The sequence below is a fragment of the Streptomyces tibetensis genome, from assembly GCF_040647715.1.
Classification (GTDB): Bacteria; Actinomycetota; Actinomycetes; order Streptomycetales; family Streptomycetaceae; genus Streptomyces; species Streptomyces tibetensis_A.
This window is the reverse complement of the sequence record NZ_JBEZCR010000011.1, coordinates 1-18634: the sequence shown is the minus strand read 5'-3', so window position 1 is coordinate 18634 and position 18634 is coordinate 1. Positions and strand designations below refer to the sequence as shown.

At 72.0% G+C, this 18634-nt stretch carries 19 protein-coding genes; 13 read left to right on the top strand and 6 right to left on the bottom strand.

The features are described 5' to 3' along the window. The first annotated feature begins 293 nt into the window (after positions 1-293). Both AB0B29_RS27275 and AB0B29_RS27270 read left to right on the top strand, forming a co-directional pair. Positions 294-1529, top strand: a complete 1236-nt coding sequence (locus AB0B29_RS27275) for a PP2C family protein-serine/threonine phosphatase (RefSeq protein WP_362244115.1) — start codon at positions 294-296, stop codon at positions 1527-1529. Positions 1530-1626: 97 nt separating this feature from the next. Continuing rightward, positions 1627-3342, top strand: a complete 1716-nt coding sequence (locus AB0B29_RS27270) for a SpoIIE family protein phosphatase (protein ID WP_362244114.1) — start codon at positions 1627-1629, stop codon at positions 3340-3342. 34 nt (positions 3343-3376) lie between these two features. On the opposite strand, the gene AB0B29_RS27265 is transcribed toward AB0B29_RS27270, so the two are convergent. Continuing rightward, the gene (locus AB0B29_RS27265) at positions 3377-4051 is read right to left on the bottom strand and encodes a hypothetical protein (protein WP_362244113.1); all 675 of its coding nucleotides are present in this window, start codon (positions 4049-4051) and stop codon (positions 3377-3379) included. A gap of 534 nt (positions 4052-4585) precedes the next feature. Between AB0B29_RS27265 and AB0B29_RS27260 the strand changes: the two genes are divergently transcribed. Genes AB0B29_RS27260 through AB0B29_RS27240 form a run of 5 tightly spaced genes read left to right on the top strand, consistent with a single transcriptional unit; the run spans position 4586 to position 6899 of the window. Continuing rightward, complete coding sequence (locus AB0B29_RS27260; RefSeq protein ID WP_362244354.1) at positions 4586-4888, top strand: hypothetical protein; 303 nt, start codon at positions 4586-4588, stop codon at positions 4886-4888. Between the two features lie 7 nt (positions 4889-4895). Further along, positions 4896-5294: a hypothetical protein gene (locus AB0B29_RS27255; protein ID WP_362244112.1), complete on the top strand. Its 399-nt coding sequence runs from the start codon at positions 4896-4898 to the stop codon at positions 5292-5294. Between the two features lie 59 nt (positions 5295-5353). After that, a complete protein-coding gene (locus AB0B29_RS27250; RefSeq protein ID WP_362244111.1) occupies positions 5354-5959 on the top strand; it encodes a DUF5994 family protein in 606 nt (201 codons plus the stop codon). Next, the gene (locus AB0B29_RS27245) at positions 5956-6381 is read left to right on the top strand and encodes a DUF5994 family protein (RefSeq protein WP_362244110.1); all 426 of its coding nucleotides are present in this window, start codon (positions 5956-5958) and stop codon (positions 6379-6381) included. Before AB0B29_RS27250 ends, AB0B29_RS27245 begins: the two co-directional genes overlap by 4 nt. 53 nt (positions 6382-6434) lie before the next feature. Then, complete coding sequence (locus AB0B29_RS27240) at positions 6435-6899, top strand: DUF5994 family protein (protein ID WP_362244109.1); 465 nt, start codon at positions 6435-6437, stop codon at positions 6897-6899. 322 nt (positions 6900-7221) lie between these two features. Here the strand turns inward: AB0B29_RS27240 and AB0B29_RS27235 are convergent, their stop codons facing one another. After that, positions 7222-7686 carry an SRPBCC family protein gene (locus AB0B29_RS27235; RefSeq protein ID WP_362244108.1) on the bottom strand — a complete coding sequence of 155 codons (465 nt, stop codon included), beginning with the start codon at positions 7684-7686 and terminating at the stop codon, positions 7222-7224. Positions 7687-7741: 55 nt separating this feature from the next. Here AB0B29_RS27235 and AB0B29_RS27230 point away from each other — a divergent pair, with 55 nt between their 5' ends. Continuing rightward, entirely contained in the window at positions 7742-8389 is a 648-nt protein-coding gene (locus AB0B29_RS27230) for a TetR/AcrR family transcriptional regulator (protein ID WP_362244353.1), read from the top strand. A gap of 102 nt (positions 8390-8491) precedes the next feature. On the opposite strand, the gene AB0B29_RS27225 is transcribed toward AB0B29_RS27230, so the two are convergent. Together AB0B29_RS27225 and AB0B29_RS27220 are read right to left on the bottom strand one after the other, a co-directional pair. Then, on the bottom strand, positions 8492-9478 hold the full coding sequence (locus tag AB0B29_RS27225; protein ID WP_362244107.1) for an aldo/keto reductase: 987 nt from the start codon (positions 9476-9478) through the stop codon (positions 8492-8494). 81 nt (positions 9479-9559) lie between these two features. Continuing rightward, positions 9560-10480 carry a LysR family transcriptional regulator gene (locus AB0B29_RS27220; protein WP_362244106.1) on the bottom strand — a complete coding sequence of 307 codons (921 nt, stop codon included), beginning with the start codon at positions 10478-10480 and terminating at the stop codon, positions 9560-9562. A 118-nt stretch (positions 10481-10598) separates the two neighbouring features. Here AB0B29_RS27220 and AB0B29_RS27215 point away from each other — a divergent pair, with 118 nt between their 5' ends. Then, entirely contained in the window at positions 10599-11633 is a 1035-nt protein-coding gene (locus AB0B29_RS27215; protein WP_436845886.1) for a DMT family transporter, read from the top strand. Here AB0B29_RS27215 and AB0B29_RS27210 read toward each other — a convergent pair. Continuing rightward, positions 11532-12476: a LysR family transcriptional regulator gene (locus AB0B29_RS27210; RefSeq protein WP_362244104.1), complete on the bottom strand. Its 945-nt coding sequence runs from the start codon at positions 12474-12476 to the stop codon at positions 11532-11534. The genes AB0B29_RS27215 and AB0B29_RS27210 overlap by 102 nt on opposite strands. Before the next feature lie 140 nt (positions 12477-12616). Here AB0B29_RS27210 and AB0B29_RS27205 point away from each other — a divergent pair, with 140 nt between their 5' ends. After that, positions 12617-14086 (top strand): MFS transporter, encoded by a 1470-nt coding sequence (locus tag AB0B29_RS27205; protein WP_362244103.1) that lies wholly within the window; start codon positions 12617-12619, stop codon positions 14084-14086. An 81-nt stretch (positions 14087-14167) separates the two neighbouring features. Here the strand turns inward: AB0B29_RS27205 and AB0B29_RS27200 are convergent, their stop codons facing one another. Beyond that, positions 14168-15547, bottom strand: coding sequence for a phosphatase PAP2 family protein (locus tag AB0B29_RS27200; RefSeq protein WP_362244102.1), 1380 nt, complete (start codon positions 15545-15547; stop codon positions 14168-14170). Between the two features lie 787 nt (positions 15548-16334). Between AB0B29_RS27200 and AB0B29_RS27190 the strand changes: the two genes are divergently transcribed. From AB0B29_RS27190 to AB0B29_RS27180, 3 genes are all read left to right on the top strand, one after another. After that, positions 16335-16538, top strand: coding sequence for a cold-shock protein (locus AB0B29_RS27190; RefSeq protein ID WP_020119326.1), 204 nt, complete (start codon positions 16335-16337; stop codon positions 16536-16538). A gap of 181 nt (positions 16539-16719) precedes the next feature. Beyond that, positions 16720-18210, top strand: a complete 1491-nt coding sequence (locus AB0B29_RS27185; protein WP_362244101.1) for a DEAD/DEAH box helicase — start codon at positions 16720-16722, stop codon at positions 18208-18210. Between the two features lie 43 nt (positions 18211-18253). Then, positions 18254-18487, top strand: a complete 234-nt coding sequence (locus AB0B29_RS27180) for a CBS domain-containing protein (protein ID WP_362244100.1) — start codon at positions 18254-18256, stop codon at positions 18485-18487. Positions 18488-18634: the final 147 nt, after the last annotated feature.

Sequence of the window (18634 nt, the reverse complement as noted above, 5' to 3'; positions counted from 1 at the left end):
GTCAGCACGGTCCGCCGACTTCGATGCCGTGACCGGAAACGATCATCAGGTTCGACGGTGGTCGAAGTGTTCGGCGCCGAGGGGGCGAGGATGAGGGTGTGACCGATCCGGTGGAACTCCACGGCCTTCGACGTGCCGCGGATCCGCGAGCAGCACTCGCGGGCGCACGCCGGGACGATCCTGGTCAGCGATCGCACGACGAGACCGCTTTCACTCACCGTTACCGTCCGCGGATTGACGTTCATCGCAGAGGCTCTCAAGCTGGTAGGGGGCCGGCGGAAGGAACCGCGGTCGTGAGTGGTGGGCAAAGTGAGCTTCCCTGGTTGCTGACAGCGGCGGAGACGGCAGCCCCGGTGGACGCCGCCGACGTCGTCGCGGAGAACCTGCGGCAGCGCTTCAAGGCGGCAAGGGTCTCGTTCCTCATCGTGGATCTGACGGGAAAGGCCCTGGCGCGGCTGTCGACCGCCCCTGCCACGGGTGGTCGGCAGGCGGAACGGATCCCGATGCCCGGCAGCGCCTACGAAGAGGTGATCCGCACCCAGCTGCTGTATCAGGAGGTGACGGCCCAGGGGCATCGGGTGATCATGCCGGTGACCAACCGGGGAGATGCGATCGGGCTGCTGGAACTGCTGCTGCCGGCCGGTCCCGGTGAGGACGTCCTCGCCGCGGTCGGGGAAGCCGCCCACGCCCTGGCCTACATCGTGATCGCCAACGGACGCTTCACCGATCTCTACACCTGGGGAAAGCGCTCCAGGCCGCCCACCTTGGCGGCAGAGATCCAGTACCAGCTGCTGCCCTCCTCGCTGTCCTGCGAGGCCGCGCAGTTCACCCTGTGCGGGAGCCTGGAGCCCTCCGAGAACCTCAGCGGCGACACCTTCGACTACGCCCTGGACCGCGACACCCTGCATGTGTCGGTGACCGACCCCATGGGCCACGACCTCGATGCCGCGCTGGCCGCCACGGTCCTGGTGAGCGCCCTGCGTGGCGCCCGCCGCGCGGGAGCCGGCCTGGCCGAGCAGGCCCGCCTGGCCGACCGGGCCCTGGTCGATCACGGCCACGGCCACGCCACCGGGCAGTTGCTGCGCGTCCACCTGCGCACCGGGCAGGCCCAGTTCGTCAACGCCGGCCATCCCTGGCCGCTGCGCATGCGCCAGGGGGACGTGGAAATGATCACCTGCGAGGTGGACCATCCCTTCGGGTTGTCCGTGCTCGCGCCCCACCCCTACCGCGTCCAGGACCTCGATCTGCGCCCCGGTGACCGTCTGCTCATGTTCACCGACGGCATGGTCGAACGTCATGGGGGCAGGGTCGACCTCGCCGCCCTGTTGAAGCACACCCGGGACCTGCACCCCCGCGAGGCCGCGCTGGCGCTGACCTCGGAGGTTCGGGATGCCGCCGGTGGCCGGCTCGAGGACGACGCCACAGCCATGTGCCTGGACTGGCACGGCCCCCACGAGACCCAGCGGCACGTCAGCTCCGGGGCGGACACCCGGCAGGCCTCCGCCGTCCGCGACATGCGGCCGGGCTGATCCGTGCAGAGTCGGGGGAAATATCGATCCACTGGTGTGTCGGTCCGCCGTCGCGCCTGCGGGCTTCGGCGAGGGTTTCCCTGACGGAGGGGGCGGCATGGTCAAGGGTGCGGGAGACGAGGGGAGCCGGCCGGCGGCCGAGCCGGGTTTCTGGCGGCGGGTCGTCGGGCAGCTGGGCACGGCCCTGATCGTGGTGGATCCCGCCGGACGGATCCTCGCGGTCAATCCGGCGGCCGAGCGGCTGCTCGGCCGAGCCGCCCCGGCGATGCTCGGGGAGGACGCACACGACCTGCTGCACCGGGATGCGGACGGCCGCAGGATCCCCCGGGAGCAGTGCACGCTGCTGCGGGCCGTGGCCGAAAGGGCCGAGACGCGGGAGGAGGGCCGCGTCTGTCTGCGCGGTGACGGTCGTCTGATCGCGACCTACTGGTCCGCTTCTCCGTTGACGGACGACGGCGCGTTCCTGGGCATGGCCGTGCTGTTGACCGACGCCGCCGCCGACCGCAGCGCGCGTCGGGAGCGTGCGGCCTACACCCGTGCTCTGGAGGACCTCACCGAGCGGCTGACGCTGGTCGCGGAGATCACCGACGTGCTCGGTCAGACCCTGGAGACCGATGAGGCCCTCGCCCGGCTCGGCCGCCTGCTGGTTCCCCGCCTCGCCGACTGGGCGGCGGTGGATCTCCGGGTCGGTTCCGGACAGGTCCACCGTGTGGCGGTGACGGGCCCCGAGGGCCGGGACGCCGCCCAGGAGGACTGGCAGGAGCACCTTCCCGAGACCGGGGAGGAGGACCGCTCGCCTCTGGTCCAGGTGCTGAACGGCGGTGATCCCGTCCTGCAGCGCGAGGCGGACATGGCCGCACCGGTCGCCTCCGCCCTGGCCACCGTCCACAGCGGCTTCCTGCGGACCGCGGGCGCGAGGTCCGCCGTCACGGTGCCGCTGGGCTCCGGGCAGCAGGTCACCGGCGCCCTGACGCTGGTGCGCACGGACCCGGCGCACCCCTTCGACACCGACGATCTGACCGTCGTGAGCGACATCGGCCACCGGGTCGGCCTGGTCATCGACAACGCCCGCCGCTTCGGCCGCCAGCGCGCCGTCGCAGAGGCCATGCAGCGCAACCTGCTCGCCCCGCTGCCCCAGCCCGGCCGGCTGCGGCTGGCCGCCCGCTACCAGCCGGCTCCGGCCGGCTCCCAGGTCGGTGGCGACTGGTATGACGCGTTCGAGCGGAAGGACGGCACGCTCGCGCTGGTCATCGGCGACGTCGTGGGTCACGACCTGACCGCGGCGGCCGGAATGGCGCAACTGCACGGCATCCTGCGCTCACTGGCCTGGGACCACAGCGGCCCGCCCGGCGCCGTCGTCGACCGCCTCGACGACGCGATGCCCGCCATCACCACCGTGCCCATGGCCACCCTCGTCCTCGCCCTGCTCGAAGGCGACCCGCACACCGGTCCCTGGACGCTGCGGTGGACCAGCGCGGGGCACCCGCCGCCTCTGCTGCTGACCCGGGACGGACAGGCGCAGTACCTCGAAGCGGGACAGGGCCTCCTCCTCGGTGCCCCTCCGGGCACCGGCGGCAGCCGGCCGAGCGCCGCGCGGTCCCTTCCGCCGGGTTCCACTCTCCTGCTCTACACCGACGGCCTGATCGAGATCCCCGGCAGCGACCTGGACACCGGCCTCGAGCGTCTGCGCCGCCACGCCCTCGCTCTCGCCCACGAACCGCTGGACACGCTGTGCGACCAGCTGCCCGCCCGCATGCCGCCCGGCAGCACCGACGACGTGGCCCTCCTCGCCCTGCGTCTGCCGTCGCCCTGAAGGCGGTGACCGCGGTGAGGAGGGACACGGGGGCTCAGGTGTCGAGGACCAGGACGCGGAACGGGCCGAGCGGGGCCGTCCGCGGTGTGTCGCCTTCGATGTACCGCCATCCCCAGGACCGCAGCGCCTCGACGGTCCTGTGGTCGGAGCGGTCCACCAGCGTGACGGCGACGGCGGCGCCGTGGTCGGTGAGCAGCCGTTTCTGCAGGCGCCGGGCGAGGTTCCAGGCACGGTCCTGGTTCTGCCTGCGTACCCGGGAGGGGACGTGGATCCCGGAGATCACGAAGAGGCGTCCGGAGGCGGCAAGCCGGAGCAGCCGCCCCTCAAGGTATCCGTCGAGGCCCTCCCACCAGGGGCCGTCGCCGCGTACGGGGAAGCCGTAGGCACATCCGGTCAGCGTGGTGGTCTCCGCGATCAGCAGCTCGAATCCCGGTCGCCGTACGTCGGCCGCCAGCCGCCGCAGGAAGGCGCCGCGGGCCTGGTTCCACGCCCAGGGGCCGCCGCCGGACGTCTCCGCGTACAGGTCGCCCAGTTCCTGCAGATGGTCCTCGATCTGACGCCGGGTCAGCGCACGGACGCGTTGTCCTTCCCGGGGCGAGGAGCCCCGTTCCGGCCTCGGGCCGGGAGTGCGCGTCGCGGGCGGGTGCGAGCCGACGGGACGCCCGAGGAGTTCTGTGGTCGTCGGCGCAGCCGGCAGGTTCACGGTCATGAGGCACGCCCTGATCGGGCACGGGCGGACCCGGCCCGGCGTCGTCGGTCGCCGAGAGCGGCACCGGTGTCGGAGTCGGCGCGCGACGCCCTCGGTGTCCTCAACCGTACTCCCGCGGCGCGCCCCCCTTCGGGACCGACGGTGGACGTGAACGCCGAGGCGGATACGACGGTTCCGTCCGCTTCCCCGCAATCAGGAGCGCACGGGAGTACGGTGGAGGTACCGAGGGCATGTCGCACACCGGCTTCCGCGCTGGTCTCGTCCTCGGCGAGACACTTCGCCGGAAGCCTTGCGCAGCGCAGGAGCTTGCCGGAGACAGGTCAGCACGATGGCCCCGGCCTTCGATTCCTTCCCCGCCGCCCCAGCCTGGCCGGAGCCCGACCCGCGCAGGGCCGTACTGCGGCTCTTCACCACCGGCACCACGATCACGAACGACACCACCGGTACCCATGCACCACCACGCGCCCGAGGGACGGCGGGCCCGCTTCTCCCAAGCACTACTCGCGTTCGACCGACCGTCAGGTCGTGACCGCCATGGACATCGCCCTCACCATCGCCGCGCTCCTCGTGCTCATCGCCGCCGGGGCATACGTGATTCACCGGCTCGACTCCGCACACAGCGAGAGGATCGCCGTGCGCTCCTACAGCCGCTTCCTTCCCGGCCCCCCAGCCGCCGCCGACCGAGCCGCCGGCACCACCCCGTCGCCCCCGTCGCACTCCACCCCGTCCGCCGCGCTCGAACGTCGCGACCATCGCGACGGCGGGCGGGGGCGCTTCCGGCCGCGCCGCCACCGGGAACGGACGACGCACAACCAGCGGAACACCGCGGGGCGTTGAGGTCGAAATGGCCGACAGAACAGAGGTCACGTCCATGCCCGCGCCGCTCCGCCGCGACCGCAGCCAAGGCACCGGCACCGGCACCGGCACCGGCAGCAATCACGGCACAAGCGTAGATCCGCCCGCGTACGAGACAGCCGACGGTGATCTCTCCTTGGGCGACCTCGCGGAGGTCCGCATCATCGCCGCCAGCCCCGACATCGCCCAACGAGTGGCGCAACTGCTGCGCCGGAACCTCCGCTGCGACGAGCCACGCAGCTACCCCGCGGGCCCCGACGGGCAGGGCACCCTGCTCCATCTCACCGTCGACACCGGGCAGGCCGGCGAAGAGCCCTTCGCCCCGTCGCCCTGGCTGGCCAGCAGCCACACCCAGGCACGACGCGCCCACACCGACGAGCCCGGCTGACGCCGGCCCGGCAGCACCGGCAGTCGCAGGACAGCCGCCCGAGGACAGGAACCGCGACCATGAACCCCCACACCGGCACGGGCCCACCGCCGAGAACCGGCGTCCGCGCCCCCAGCCGCCCTGTACGTACGCCACCGCACCCTGCCCGGCTCGCCCTGCGCCCGCCGACCTTCCCGCCCGGCCCCCTCTGCGGCGCCTGGTGGCCCCGCACCGATGACCTGATGGCCGAACTTCCCGCACTCGCCGAGGCGTTCGACGCGGCCCGAGGACGCGTGTCGCGCATGGCGTCCCACCGCGACACCTGGCCGGCGACGCCCTGCGACCTGCCCGTGCCCGGGCACACGGTGAAGGCCGCGTGGTTCGCCTCCGGTTTCGACCCGCACATGATCCGGCTCTTCTCGTACGGCGTCGGACGCTGGGACCTGCTCGTCGTCCCACCCCGGACCGAGACCGCCACGGCCGCACGGCTCATGGCCGCGGCCGCCGACCCCGCGCTCCACCTCACCGCGAGCCAGCTCCTGGCGGCCGAGCGACGCCACCACGCCAAGGACGAGGCCGTACGCGAGCAGGGGCAGACGGAGCAGTGGGAGGCCGAGGGCGGAGCACCGAGGCGACCCCTGACCCGAACCCACCGCTTCCACAACCTGTCGAAGGAAACGCCATGATCACCACAGCGCCACCCTCACCCCCCTCACTGCCCTCATCGCCCTCTCAGCCCACCCGCCCTCTCCTCCGCCTGCGTCTCGCGCCCCACAGCGCGCTGCCGCGTCGCCTCGACGGGGTGTGGTGGCCACGTTCGTACGACCTCCTGGCGGAGCTTCCGCAGCTGCTCGCCGCACTGCCGCGCGCCTGGGGACAGATCGCCGGGGTCACGGTGAACGGAGCGGCCTGGTCCACGGCACCTGGCCGGATGCTCGTCGCCAACCAGGTCGTGCGACTGCGGAAGACGGTCGCGGCGCACGCCCCGGACACCGTCGTCCTGCTCGCCCCCGGCCACGGCCGCTGGGACCTGCTGGTCGTGCCGCCCGACACCACCGAGGAGGCGGCCGAACCGATCATGACCGCCGCGCTCAGCGACCACGCCTGACACGCCAGGAGCAGCGTGGACGCGAGGAGGCTCCGAACAGGCAGGTGAGCACGATGCCCGATCCCGATCCCCCGCCTCCGGCAGGTCTGCTGGCGGACGGTGCACACGAATCCATGCGTCCTGGAACGGCGCTCCTGCGGCTCACCACCACCCACGAACGCCGGAGCGTCCTCGACGGGGCATGGTGGCCCCGTTCCAGGAATCTCGCCGCCGAACTGCCCGGCCTGGTCAGCGCACTGACCGAGCGCCTCGGGCCGATCACGCGGATCGGCCTGGACTCCGCGGCCTGGGACGACATGCCGACGCGGATGACCGTCGACGACCGTGTGGTGCACATCGACGTCTTCTCCGTGGGCGACGACACCGCGCTCGTGACCCGGGGGGACCAGGACCACTTCTCCCTGCTCGTGGTCCCACCCGACACGCCCCCCGAGGCGGCGCGGGCCGCGATGACAGAAGCGGTCCGATCCGGCAACCCCAAGCCGGCCCAGCAGATCCTGATCGACACCAGCCTTTGACGTCAGCTCAGATGCACCGTCAGGCGGAGTCCGTTCACGACCGGGGCCGAGGTCCGGCCACCGCCCGGCCCGGCGCAATGCCGGGCCACTCGCGGGCGGCAGGTCTGCATAACGTGGCCGCGCGAGAACGGCCCCGCAGCCCCTGCCCAGGACGGACAGCAGGACCGAGCTGGACCAGCGCGGGGTGAAGACCCGCGACGACATCAGCCGACTGGTCAGAGCAGCCAAGGGCCAGGGCCGGGCGGACGGCCTCGACGGCCTCGCGCGCACCGACGGAGTCGACGCCGAACGGCAGCCGGAACACGGGTCCGGGAAACGCCCCTCAGGAGTCGGTGGCGGACACGTGGCGGGCCAACTCGGTGGCCAGGCGTCGCATGACCGTGTGGTTGGCGCGTCGCATCGTGGCCCGTACGACGGGAGCCAGCAGCCGGTCGGCGAGAGGGGCGCGCACCCATGTGTACGTGAACGAGATGCGGCTCCCACCGGCGCGCAGCGGTTCGACGGTGTAGGTGCCGTGGGCCTGCCGTCGGCCGGCCGCACTGACGTTGTGCTCGACGATGCGCCTCGGCGGCTCGGCCTCGACGACCTCGATGGTGACCTCGGTCTTCGTGCCGCCCAGCGCGGCGATGACCGTGGCGCATGCTCCGACACCCCGGGACGGGCCGCTGTAGCGCCAGTCCGTCAGGTAGTGGTCGGTGAACCGCTCGTGGTGAGCCATGACGTCGAGGAAGGCGAAGACCTGCTCGGGCGTCTCGGGTACGGCGATCGACACGGTGACGGGCTTCATGTACCACACGGTACATGCGGGGTGTACCGATTGGTACAGTCGTGGCGTGGTGACGATGGACGACTCGCATCCCGAGGGCGGGACCGGGCAGGACGCGGGTGCGGAGACCGGGCAGGACGCGGGTGCGGAGACCGGGCAGGACGCGGGTGCGGATCGGCGCGCACGACTGGTGGACGCGGCTGTCGACCACGTCGCGGCACACGGCATCGCGGACCTGAGCCTGCGCGGCCTCGGAGCCGCGATCGGCGTCAGCCACCGCATGCTGATCCACTACTTCGGCTCCAAGGAGCAGTTGCTCGTCGAGATCGTCCGGACGTCGGAGCGGCGCCAGCGCGATGTGCTGTCCCGGCTCCGCCTGGAGCCCGATCTCGCGCCCGCCGATGTCGCGCGGTTGCTGTGGCGGCAGCTGACGGACCCTCGGCTGGCCGGTCAGGAGCGACTCTTCTTCGAGATCTGCGGGCACGCGCTGCGCGGCCGCCCCGAGGCGGCCCCCGTCCTCGAAGGGCTGGTGACGGACTGGCTGGAGCCGCTCGTCGCCGCCGAGGTCGGCGCAGGGGCGGACCCCGCCACGGCACGGAACCGGGCCAGGCTGGGCCTCGCCACCGTCCGCGGCCTGCTGCTCGACCTGCTCGCCACCGGTGACCGCGCCGGCGTCGACGCGGCCATGGAGGAGTTCCTCCGGCTGTACTACGGCCCGGAGTGAGGAGTCACCGACCGGGAAAGCGGCCTTCGGCGAGTGCTCGGGGTGCCGGAACCTGGCAGCCGGGCATCGTGGTGAACCGGGCCTGCGGAGCGGGCGGTGGGCTCAGTGGGTGCTGTCCAGCTTGGCTCGTTGTTCCGGGGTCAGGTCGAGATCCACGGCGCCCAGGCTTTCCTCCAGCTGCGCCACGGACGAGGCACCGACCAGCGGGAGAACCGGGATGTCCCCGCCCATGAGCCAGGACAGCACCACCTGGTTGACGGTCGCGCCGGTCTCGGTGGCGACCTCGCGGACCGCCTTCAGCCGGGGCCGGGTGCCCGCGTGGTCGAAGCCGGGGCCGAGCGGCTTGTCGTCGCGGACGTACGCGCCGGCGATCAGGGGCGAGTACGCGACCTGGGTGAGCGTCGGGTTGGCGCGGAGGTAGCTGAGGAGCTCGCCGCTGACCAGGCCCTGGTTGCCGTCGGGTGAACGCATGCTCGGGATGTCGGTGCGCTGGCGCAGGTAACTGTGGTGGTGCTGGAGCACCTCGTAGCCGGGGACACCCGCGGCGGCGGCCAGGGCACGGGCGCGCTCGATCCGCCAGGACCAGTGGTTGCTCGCGCCGAGCAGCCCGGCCACTCCGTCGGCGACCACCTCGGCGAAGCCCTGGACGGTCTCCTCCAGGGGGGTTTGCTCGTCCATGATGTGCGCGTACAGCAGGTGGATCTTCTCGATGCCGAGGTGTTCCCTGCTGCGCTCCGCCGACTCGCGGATGACCTTGGCGGACAGGCCCTCCACGTCGAGGCTGAAGGTCCGGGTCGGCTGGTTGGGCCGGGCGCCCAGCTTCGTGGCGATGGTGACCCCGTCGCCGATCCCGCGGCTGCGCAGCCAGCGGCCGACGAGCTGCTCGCTCTCGCCGCCCTGTGTGCCGTTCACCCAGAACGCGTAGTTGTTCGAGGTGTCGATGAACGTGCCGCCCGCCTCGACGAACCGGTCGAGGATCGCGAAGGAGGTCGCCTCGTCGACGGTGGTGCCGAAGGTCATGGCGCCGAGGCTCAGGACGCTGACCTCACGACGGGTGTCGGGCGAGCTGCCGATGACGCGGTACTTCATGGTGAGCCTTTCAGTGATGGGAGCCGGCCGCGGCCTACCCGCGCGGACGGAACGGGCCGGTGCCGGGCATGGTCTTCGGACTCAGTCCGGGCCGGGCCGTTCGGAAGGGCCGGCGGAGCGGGCAGCGGACCGCAGCGCCTCCAGCAGACCGCGCAGAGCGGGCTGTTCGAGGGCCGTCTCCCGTACGGCCGCCGAGATCACCCGGAACGGTTCCGGGCCCCGGACCGGGCGTACGACGACACCCGGGTGCCGGGTGCGCAGTCCCAGCATCGGCATCAGGCCGACTCCCAGACCTGCCGCGACGAAACCCTGAGCGGTGGCGTAGTCCTCGCTCTGGATGACGAAGTCGGGGCTGAAGCCCGCCGCCGCACAGGAGTCGATCACCGGTTCCAGACACGGCCCGGGCGGCTCGCTGCCGACCCACTGCTCACCGGACAGCTCGTGCAGGTCGATGACCTCCTCGCCGGCGAGCGCGTGACCGAGGGGCAGAACGGCGGCGTACGGGTCGTCGAGGAGGTGGACGAACCGGAAGCCGTCGCCGGCGCGGTCGGACGCCTGGACGACCACGGCCAGGTCGGCCCGGCCCCGCGCCACCTCCTGGAGCGGGTCCTCCGGATCGGTGAGCCGAAGGTCGACCCGGACGCCGGGATGTTCGGCGCGGAGACGGGCCAGTGCGGGGGCCACCAACGTGGAGCCCGACGTGGCGAAGTAACGGACCGACAGGCGGCCCGTGCGTCCGGCGCGCAGATCGGCGAGGGCGGTCTCCGCCTGGGCGACCGCCGAGCTGATCAGGGCCGCGTGCTCGGTGAGCAGCAGACCGGCGGCAGTGGGCCGCACGCTGCGACCGACCCGTTCGAACAGCGCCGTACCGGCCTGTCTCTCCAGCACCGCGATCTGCTGGCTGACGGCGGACGGCGTGTAGCCCAGGTGGGCCGCGGCGGCGGTGACCGTGCCGCTGGTGACCACCGCACGCAGGACCTGCAGTCGCCTCACATCGAGCATGTAGCGCAGCTTAACAGGATGGGTAGAACCATTCGCTTGTTCTCAAAACTTGGCTGAGGCACCTTCATAGGAGCGGGTCCGAGGGACCCGCGACCGACGAGCCGTCGGCGGAAGACGGATGGAGGAACGCATCGTGAGCAGTCGTGGACGGGGCCTGGGGGGCGCGGTGCGGGTGGCCGTGCTCGCCCTGCTGTGGGGCTCCACCTTCCTCTGGATCGAGCTCGCGTTGCGCGGACTCTCCCCCCTCCAGGTCACGTTCGTCCGCTGCGTCCTCGGCGCACTCGTCCTCACCGTCGCCTGCTACGCCTCGGGCCGGCGCCTTCCGCGCGGCATCGCCGTCTGGCGGCACATCATCGTCGCGGCCTTCTTCTGCAACGCGCTCCCGTTCGCGCTGTTCAGCCTGGGACAGCAGACCGTCGACTCCGGTCTCGCCGGAGCCCTCAACGCCACGACCCCGCTCTGGTCGATCGCGCTCGGCCTCGCCCTCGGCTCGGAACGCGGGCTCCGCCCGGTCCGCCTGACGGGCCTGCTGCTCGGCTTCGCCGGCGTGCTGCTCATCCTCGCCCCCTGGCGGACGGCCGGCGCCACCGGCTGGGGCGCCCTCGCCATCCTCGGCGCCGCCGCCAGCTACGCCGTCGCGTTCACGTACATGGGCCGCACCCTGGTCGGCAAGGGCACGCCCACCCTCTCGCTCTCCGCCGCCCAGCTCGTCGCAGCGAGCGGACTGACCAGCCTCGCCATGCCGATCGGTGGCCTGGATGCGGTCGGCGTGGGCCCCACGGTCGTGATCGCGGCGCTCGCCCTCGGTGTGCTGTGCACCGCGCTCACGTTCCACCTCACCTACCGGATCATCAACGAGGAGGGGGCCACCAACGCGGCCGTGGTCGGCTACCTGCTGCCGGTGGTCTCCGTCCTCCTCGGCGCGGTCGTCCTGGGCGAGAGCCTGAGCGTCCGGGTGGTGCTGGGCATGGCCGTCGTCCTTGCGGGCGTCGGGATGACACGGCGGACGGGAGCGCCGACCGCTGCCGCGGCTCCTCGTGGTGGCCGGGTTTCAGGTGCCCGTGCCCTCGTCCGTCCACAGGCTCTCCACGGCCCGCGCCGGGCCGCCCACGCCGCGAACCTGGTCCACGGCCACCTGGACGAAGGCCCGTAGCCGGGCCGTCTCGTGGCCGGTGGGCCAGACGAAGGCGTACTCGATGCCCGGGGCGTCCGTCAGCGGCTTGAAGACCAGGCCCGGGCGGCTGTAGTAGTGCGCGCCGGCGGCCGCGACCGGTGTCACGCCCTTGCCGGCGAGCACCAGGGAGAGCGCGTCCTCCCAGTGCGTCATGGCCTGTCCGTGCGGTATGGGCCGCCCCGACGGCGTCCGCCGCGGGAAGTGGTGGTCCAGCCAGTGCGCCGGCACGTTCCCGGCGACGGTCAGCAGTGTCGCCTCCGCCAGGTCCTCCACGCTCACCGTGTCGCGCCGCGCGAACGGATGCGAGGACGACATCAGCAGCACCCTCGGCTGCGACACCAGCACCGGACCCAGCGTCAGGTCCGGCTCCGCCACGGGAGGTTCGGTCACCTGGAGCTCGACGTCCCCGGCACGCAGCGGCCCGTAGGGGTCCGAGATCTGTACCTGCCGCATCCGCACGTCCACACCCGGGTACCGGCGCCCGAACACCTCGGCGACGCTGTGCAGCAGATGGCCGGTGAAGGCGCCGGAGAAACCGATCCGCAGCGAGCCCGTGATGCCCCGCCCGGCCGCCATGGCCCGGGCGACCGCCTCCTCGACTCCGCGCCACGCGGGCGCGAGATCGTCCCTGAGCCGTTCCCCGATGGGCGTGAGGGCGACCTGCCGGCTGGTGCGGTCGAACAGCCTGGCGCCGATACGGCGCTCCAGCCGGGCGACGGTCTGACTGACCCGGCTCTGCGACACCCCCACACGCTCGGCGGTCCGCCCGAAGTGCAGTTCTTCCCCGAGGGTCAGGAAAATCTCGATCTCCTGGCGTTCCATGACCGACTCTCCCGCGCCCTCGACTCCGCAACCTCGAACGATGAGCCCAGCGAATCGATCGTTGCACAGCCCGTCCTTGTTGCGCAGATCCCCCGGTTCAAAGCTGGTCAGGCCAACCGGATCGCCAGGAAGGACCGTTCATGGCCGTCACCGAAGCCTCACCCTCCGCCCCCGCCACGCCCGGCCTCACCGCACCACCCGAACCCGCCGCCGACGGCGCGGCCTTCGGACCACGCGAGTGGCTGGTGCTGATCACCCTGTGCTGCGCCACCTTCATGTGCGGGCTGGACTTCTCCATCGTCACCGTCGCGCTGCCCGACATCGGCACCGCCCTCGGCTTCTCCTCGGCGGGCACCCTGCAGTGGGTGGCCACCGCCGGCCTGCTGCCGTCGGCGAGCCTGCTGCCGCTGTTCGCCCGGGTCGCCGACCTGATCGGCCGCAAGAGGCTCTTCACCCTCGGCGTAGCGGTGTTCACCCTGTTCTCGCTCGGCGCCGCCCTGGCGAACAGCCCCGGCATGCTGGTCGCCACCCGCATCGGCCAGGGCACCGCCGCCGCGATGATCGCCCCCTCGGCCATCGCGCTGATGACCGGTTACTTCCAGGAAGGACCCCAGCGCGCCCGCGCCCTGGGCCTCAACGGTGCCGTGCTGTCGCTGGGTTTCGTGTTCGGGGCTCTGGGCGGCGGTGTCATCACCAACGGCTTCAGCTGGCGCTGGACCATGGTCGCCCTGTGCGCGATGGGCGCACTGGCGCTCGCCGGCGCACTGGCCCTGCCGTCGATCCACGAGTCGGGCGCCACCCGCCGCATGGACGTCCCGGGCGCGATCCTCGCCACCCTCGGCCTCTTCGGCCTGGTCTACGGCATCTCCACCGGCGGTGACGAGGGCTGGACCCGCCCCGCGGCCCTCGGCCCGATCGTCGGCGGCCTGGTGCTGCTGGCCGCGTTCCAGCTGGTCGAGAAGCGCCATCCGGAGCCGCTGGTGCCGCTGTCCGTGCTGAACCGGCCGTCGGTGAAGTGGTCGGGGCTGTTCGGTGTCATCACCTTCGGCATGTGCGCCGGTACGACCGTGCTGCTGAGCCTTTACATGCAGGACGTGCTGGGCTTCACCACCCTGCAGGCCGGTCTGGGTTACCTCGGCGAAGGCGCGGCCGCGACCCTCGGCGGCCTGTACGTCGCAAGGCTGCTCGGCCGGTTCGGCGGAGTGAAGGTACTGGCCGCGGGCCTGCTCATCCAGGGCGCCGGCACGGTCGCGATGTTCGCCCTGCCCCAGGACGTGAACCTGGCCGCCCTGCTGGTCACCTCCTCCGTCATGGGCCTCGGCCACGTGTTCGCCGTCGTCTCCTTCATCACCGTGATGACAACGGGCGTCACCGAGGAGGACCAGGGTGTCGTCGGTGGTCTGTCGCAACTGCCGCAGTACGTGGCCGCGATCGGCGTCTCGGGGCTCGGCGCGATCGCCGCCGCCCGCACGGGCGCCCTCGCCTCGGGAGCCACCCCGTCTCGCGCCGACATCCTGGGCGGGCTGCAGGCGGGCATGGTCACGGCCGGTGTCGTCGCCCTCGCCGGCGCCCTGCTCGTCGGCGCCGTACTGCGCAAACGGACCACGTAGGCAGTCGCGTGTCCGGCATCCGGCATCCGGCATCCGGTTGGGCAGGCCCTGCGCGGTGCGCACCCTGAGCGTGGGGCGGGGTCAGCCCGGGATGGCGTCCCTGCGTGCGGTGTCCGCTGCCGGGGTCCCCTGTGCGTCCGGCGCCTCCGCGGGGCTCGGAACGGATACGAACGGACGGCTCGCCCACAGCCTGGTGACCCGTACGTAGCCGTAGATCACCGAGGTCATCGCCAGGATGAGAAGGGGCCCGGCCACCTCGGGAAGGGCGGCCATCTCCGTCGGCAGGTAGCGGTACGACACCAGGAGGGCGGCGAAGACCGCTGTGCCGTAGGCGACCAGCCGGCTGCCCGGCCGGTCCCAGCCGCGCTGCTGTGCGCGCAGGGCCGCCTCGATGGTCAGGGCGAACACCACGCCGGCGACCAGGTCCACGCCGTAGTGGTAGCCGAATCCCAGTGTGGCGGCGAGCGTGACGACCAGCCAGAACGTGCCGGCGAACCGCAGCAGCCGCGGGGCCCGGCGGGTGTGGACGAAGATCGCGACGGCCCATGCCGTGTGCAGGCTGGGCATGCAGTTGCGGGGTGTGATCCCGTCGTACGTCATCGGGACCGGGGTGCTGATCGGCAGCGACGTGTGCGGCCACAGGTCGGCCGTCGCCCACTCCACGCCGCCGGTGCCGGAGGCGCCCGGGCCGTAGGCGAAGACCGGTCCGACCACCGGGAAGAGCATGTAGATGCCCGGCCCGAGGAGGCCGATCACCAGGAAGGTGCGCACCAGGTGATGGCTCGGGAAGCGGCGCTCGGACGTCACGTTGCGCAGCTGGTAGAGGGCGACGACGACGGCGGCCACCGCGAGCTGGCCGTAGACCAGCTGGAGGAGATGGGTGCTGAACGGGGCGGTGGCCTCGACGAGACGGCCCGCCGCCCAGGACGGGTTGCCCAGCGCGTGATCGGCCATCGCCACGTACTGGTCGAGCACGGTGGGGCGGGTCTTGGCCGTGATGAACAGCCAGGCGTCGCCGGTCTTGCGGGCGGCCACCAGCAACAGGCCCAGCCCGACGCCCTTCAGCAGCAGGACGCGTTCCCCGCCGGTGCGGCGCGTGACGGCGAAGACCGCGAAGCCCAGCATCACCCACAGCGCACCGGTGCCCAGGGAGTGGCCCTCGATCGTCTCGGCGCCGACCGCCCGGCGCACCAGCAGCAGGACGGCGTCGATACCGAGCGCGGCGCCGGCCGCGATGAACCGTTGCCGCCAGGTGAGCACCACCATCATCAGCGCCAGACCGCCGTACAGCGGGCCCGGCTTGGGGGCGAAGACCAGGGCCCTCACCTGGGTGGTGACCGGGCCGGGCTCGCCGTAGCGGCGGGAGGCGATCTCCAGCACGACGAGGAACGCGAGGGCCACCAGGGCTGCCGCGCTCCACAGCACCGCGCGCCGAGGGCGCCACGCACCCCACGACGTCATGCCGCTTATTCGCGAAAACACCCGCGATGCCCTGACTGTCACTCTGTTGGCCGATTCGTCCGAATGGCTGGGTGGATGGAGAGCGATGGGGGACCACCGCGAGCTCGAACATGCTAGCGGAGTGCACAGGGGGGGCGCGGGGCCGTTCAGCTGAAGGGGACGGCGTCGGTCGCGGAGGTGTGCCAGTTGGTGACGACCGGCCTGTCGACCGTGATGGTGCCGACCTTCAGGGAGACCGGGTCGGGGTCGTCGGCGCCGACGGCGACGATGATGCCGTCCAGTTCCTTGCCGCCGTCACTGTCGGTGCTCTTGGGGAGCCGCGAGGATCCCGCCGTCTCCGTTCCCGCACCGCCCCGTCGCCGATCGGTGACATGTCCACGTAGTTATCGCCGGGTACGGCCATCCGTGGCATGTGACCTTCGTCGCTGCGGCGGCGAGTCGGCGCGTCCGCCGCCATGCCGTACGCCGATCGCGGCGGCAGCGGCTCATCACCCGTCGGTGGAGGTCACAGGGCCGGCACACGAGGGTGCGACAGGAAGGTCCTCGCCCGCGGAGGGAAATATCTGTGCCCGCAAAATGAGAAATAGAAGCGGGGCCCGCCGAATATTCCTCGATCCTCCACCGGATGGGGATTTCCCGATCGACACGGGCCGAACCCACCGTGCTACTGTCGATCTCAGTTGCAGGTGTGGTTGCCAGAAGGTTCATTTCCTACGGGGTAATCATCACGGCGACACGGAATTCACACAGGGTGAATTCCCGAAACCGCCTCCGAAGGAGAAACAAAATGGCTACCGGTACCGTGAAGTGGTTCAACTCTGAAAAGGGCTTCGGCTTCATCGAGCAGGACGGCGGCGGCGCCGACGTCTTCGCCCACTACTCGAACATCGCCGCCCAGGGCTTCCGCGAGCTGCTCGAAGGCCAGAAGGTGTCGTTCGACATCGCGCAGGGCCAGAAGGGCCCGACGGCCGAGAACATCGTGCCCGCCTGACACCGGCGCTCGCGCACATTTCGCAGCTGGGGCCCGCACCTGAAGGGTGCGGGCCCCAGCTCGCTGTTTTTCCCGCCGGCCGCATCCGGCCGCATCGACTTCGGCTCGTCTCGAGATTCTCCCTGCGCCGCTCCACTGCTGCGGGATTTCCTTGCCACGCGCCCATCAAGGAAGGTCCCGCATGAAGCGTGCCCACACATCCCGTACCCGTGACCGTTTCTCCGGAGGCGCAGGCGACGGCGGAAACCGCCGGTCCGGTGGTCCGCGCCGCTCCCAGGGCCACGGAAACCGCCGGGCTCCCCAGGGCGAGTTCGCCCTGCCGAAGACCGTCACTCCCCCCCTGCCCGCCGTCGAGTCGTTCGCCGATCTCGCCATGCCCGCGCGGCTGTTGGCCACGCTCGGCCACGAAGGCGTGAGCGCGCCGTTCCCCATCCAGGGAGCGACCCTGCCGAACTCCCTGGCCGGCCGTGACGTGCTCGGCCGCGGCCGCACCGGCTCGGGCAAGACCCTGGCCTTCGGCCTCGCCGTGCTCGCCCGTACGGCGGGGCGGCGCGCCGAGCCGCGGCAGCCGCTCGCGCTCGTCCTCGTTCCCACGCGTGAGCTCGCCCAGCAGGTCACCGACGCGCTCACTCCGTACGCCCGCTCCGTGAGCCTGCGCCTGGCCACCGTCGTCGGCGGGATGTCCCTGGGCAGGCAGGCCGGCGCGCTGCGCTCCGGGGCCGAGGTGGTCGTCGCGACCCCCGGACGGCTGAAGGACCTCATCGACCGGGGCGACTGCCGGCTGGACGAAGTCGGCATCACGGTCCTCGACGAGGCCGACCAGATGGCGGACATGGGCTTCATGCCGCAGGTGACCGCCCTGCTCGACCAGGTGCGCCCGGGCGGGCAGCGGATGCTGTTCTCGGCCACCCTGGACCGCAACGTCGACCGGCTGGTGCGCACCTACCTGCACGACCCGGTGGTGCACTCCGTCGACCCCTCCGCGGGCGCCGTCACCACGATGGAGCACCACGTCCTGCACGTGCACGACGTGGACAAGCACCGGACGACCACCGAGATCGCGGCGCGCGACGGCCGGGTGATCATGTTCCTCGACACCAAGCACGCGGTGGACCGGCTGACCACGCACCTGCTGAGCAGCGGCGTGCGCGCCGCGGCCCTGCACGGGGGCAAGTCCCAGCCCCAGCGGACCCGGACCCTCGCCCAGTTCAAGAGCGGGGACGTGACCGTGCTGGTGGCGACGAACGTCGCCGCCCGCGGCATCCACGTCGACAACCTCGACCTGGTCGTCAACGTGGACCCGCCCAGTGACCACAAGGACTACCTGCACCGCGGCGGCCGCACGGCACGCGCCGGCGAGTCCGGCAGCGTCGTCACCCTGGTGACCCCGGGCCAGCGGCGCGGCATGAGCCGGCTGATGTCGTCGGCGGGCATCACCCCGCAGATCGCCCAGGTGCGGTCGGGCGAGGCGGAGCTGAGCCGCATCACGGGCGCCCAGGCCCCTTCCGGGATCCCGGTCGTCATCCCCGCGCCGCGCGCGGAACGCCCCCGCGGCGCGTCCGCCGGGCCCCGGGGCCGCCGGGGACGCCGTCCCGCCGGGCAGGGCCGCCCCGCCGGTGAAGCGGCGCGCTCCAGGGGGCAGCGACGGACCGGCTCCGGCTCGGCCGCGTAGAGCCGTGCACCCACTCGCCATCCCCTCTCGGCAGGAGACACCCATGACTTCGGTTCTGACACAGCACTCCTCCGTGGCCCGCGTTCCTCGGATCAGTGACGACATGACCGTCGAGGTGGCGCTGTCCGTCATGGCCGGCGCGCAGGTCGATCACCTCGTCCTCTGCGACGGGGACGACCAGGGCACGGGCCTGGTCACCCTGGCCCGTCTCACCGTTCAACGGAACGCCCCCACCTACACGGACCGAGTAAGGCTGAGGGACCTCCCGCAGGGGTGAGACACGGGCGGGTCACCGCCACCCGAAGACCCAGTGGGGCCCTGCCGACGCGCGTCGGCGGGGGGGCCAGGCGCAGCTACCACCCCACCCACCCGCCCCCGCAGGCAGGCGAACAAGGCACCGGCGACCAGCGCAAAAACCGAGAAA

What these genes read in the sequence shown, in the direction of transcription:
- AB0B29_RS27230 (WP_362244353.1), top strand. Translation starts at nt 7,742, where the DNA reads ATGGACGACTCGCATCCCGAGGGCGGGACCGGGCAGGACGCGGGTGCG.
- AB0B29_RS27245 (WP_362244110.1), top strand. Translation starts at nt 5,956, where the DNA reads ATGATCACCACAGCGCCACCCTCACCCCCCTCACTGCCCTCATCGCCC.
- AB0B29_RS27260 (WP_362244354.1), top strand. Translation starts at nt 4,586, where the DNA reads ATGGACATCGCCCTCACCATCGCCGCGCTCCTCGTGCTCATCGCCGCC.
- AB0B29_RS27250 (WP_362244111.1), top strand. Translation starts at nt 5,354, where the DNA reads ATGAACCCCCACACCGGCACGGGCCCACCGCCGAGAACCGGCGTCCGC.
- AB0B29_RS27185 (WP_362244101.1), top strand. Translation starts at nt 16,720, where the DNA reads ATGAAGCGTGCCCACACATCCCGTACCCGTGACCGTTTCTCCGGAGGC.
- AB0B29_RS27220 (WP_362244106.1), bottom strand. Translation starts at nt 10,480, where the DNA reads ATGCTCGATGTGAGGCGACTGCAGGTCCTGCGTGCGGTGGTCACCAGC.
- AB0B29_RS27205 (WP_362244103.1), top strand. Translation starts at nt 12,617, where the DNA reads ATGGCCGTCACCGAAGCCTCACCCTCCGCCCCCGCCACGCCCGGCCTC.
- AB0B29_RS27210 (WP_362244104.1), bottom strand. Translation starts at nt 12,476, where the DNA reads ATGGAACGCCAGGAGATCGAGATTTTCCTGACCCTCGGGGAAGAACTG.
- AB0B29_RS27190 (WP_020119326.1), top strand. Translation starts at nt 16,335, where the DNA reads ATGGCTACCGGTACCGTGAAGTGGTTCAACTCTGAAAAGGGCTTCGGC.
- AB0B29_RS27255 (WP_362244112.1), top strand. Translation starts at nt 4,896, where the DNA reads ATGGCCGACAGAACAGAGGTCACGTCCATGCCCGCGCCGCTCCGCCGC.
- AB0B29_RS27225 (WP_362244107.1), bottom strand. Translation starts at nt 9,478, where the DNA reads ATGAAGTACCGCGTCATCGGCAGCTCGCCCGACACCCGTCGTGAGGTC.
- AB0B29_RS27180 (WP_362244100.1), top strand. Translation starts at nt 18,254, where the DNA reads ATGACTTCGGTTCTGACACAGCACTCCTCCGTGGCCCGCGTTCCTCGG.
- AB0B29_RS27270 (WP_362244114.1), top strand. Translation starts at nt 1,627, where the DNA reads ATGGTCAAGGGTGCGGGAGACGAGGGGAGCCGGCCGGCGGCCGAGCCG.
- AB0B29_RS27240 (WP_362244109.1), top strand. Translation starts at nt 6,435, where the DNA reads ATGCCCGATCCCGATCCCCCGCCTCCGGCAGGTCTGCTGGCGGACGGT.
- AB0B29_RS27200 (WP_362244102.1), bottom strand. Translation starts at nt 15,547, where the DNA reads ATGACGTCGTGGGGTGCGTGGCGCCCTCGGCGCGCGGTGCTGTGGAGC.
- AB0B29_RS27215 (WP_436845886.1), top strand. Translation starts at nt 10,599, where the DNA reads ATGGAGGAACGCATCGTGAGCAGTCGTGGACGGGGCCTGGGGGGCGCG.
- AB0B29_RS27235 (WP_362244108.1), bottom strand. Translation starts at nt 7,686, where the DNA reads ATGAAGCCCGTCACCGTGTCGATCGCCGTACCCGAGACGCCCGAGCAG.
- AB0B29_RS27265 (WP_362244113.1), bottom strand. Translation starts at nt 4,051, where the DNA reads ATGACCGTGAACCTGCCGGCTGCGCCGACGACCACAGAACTCCTCGGG.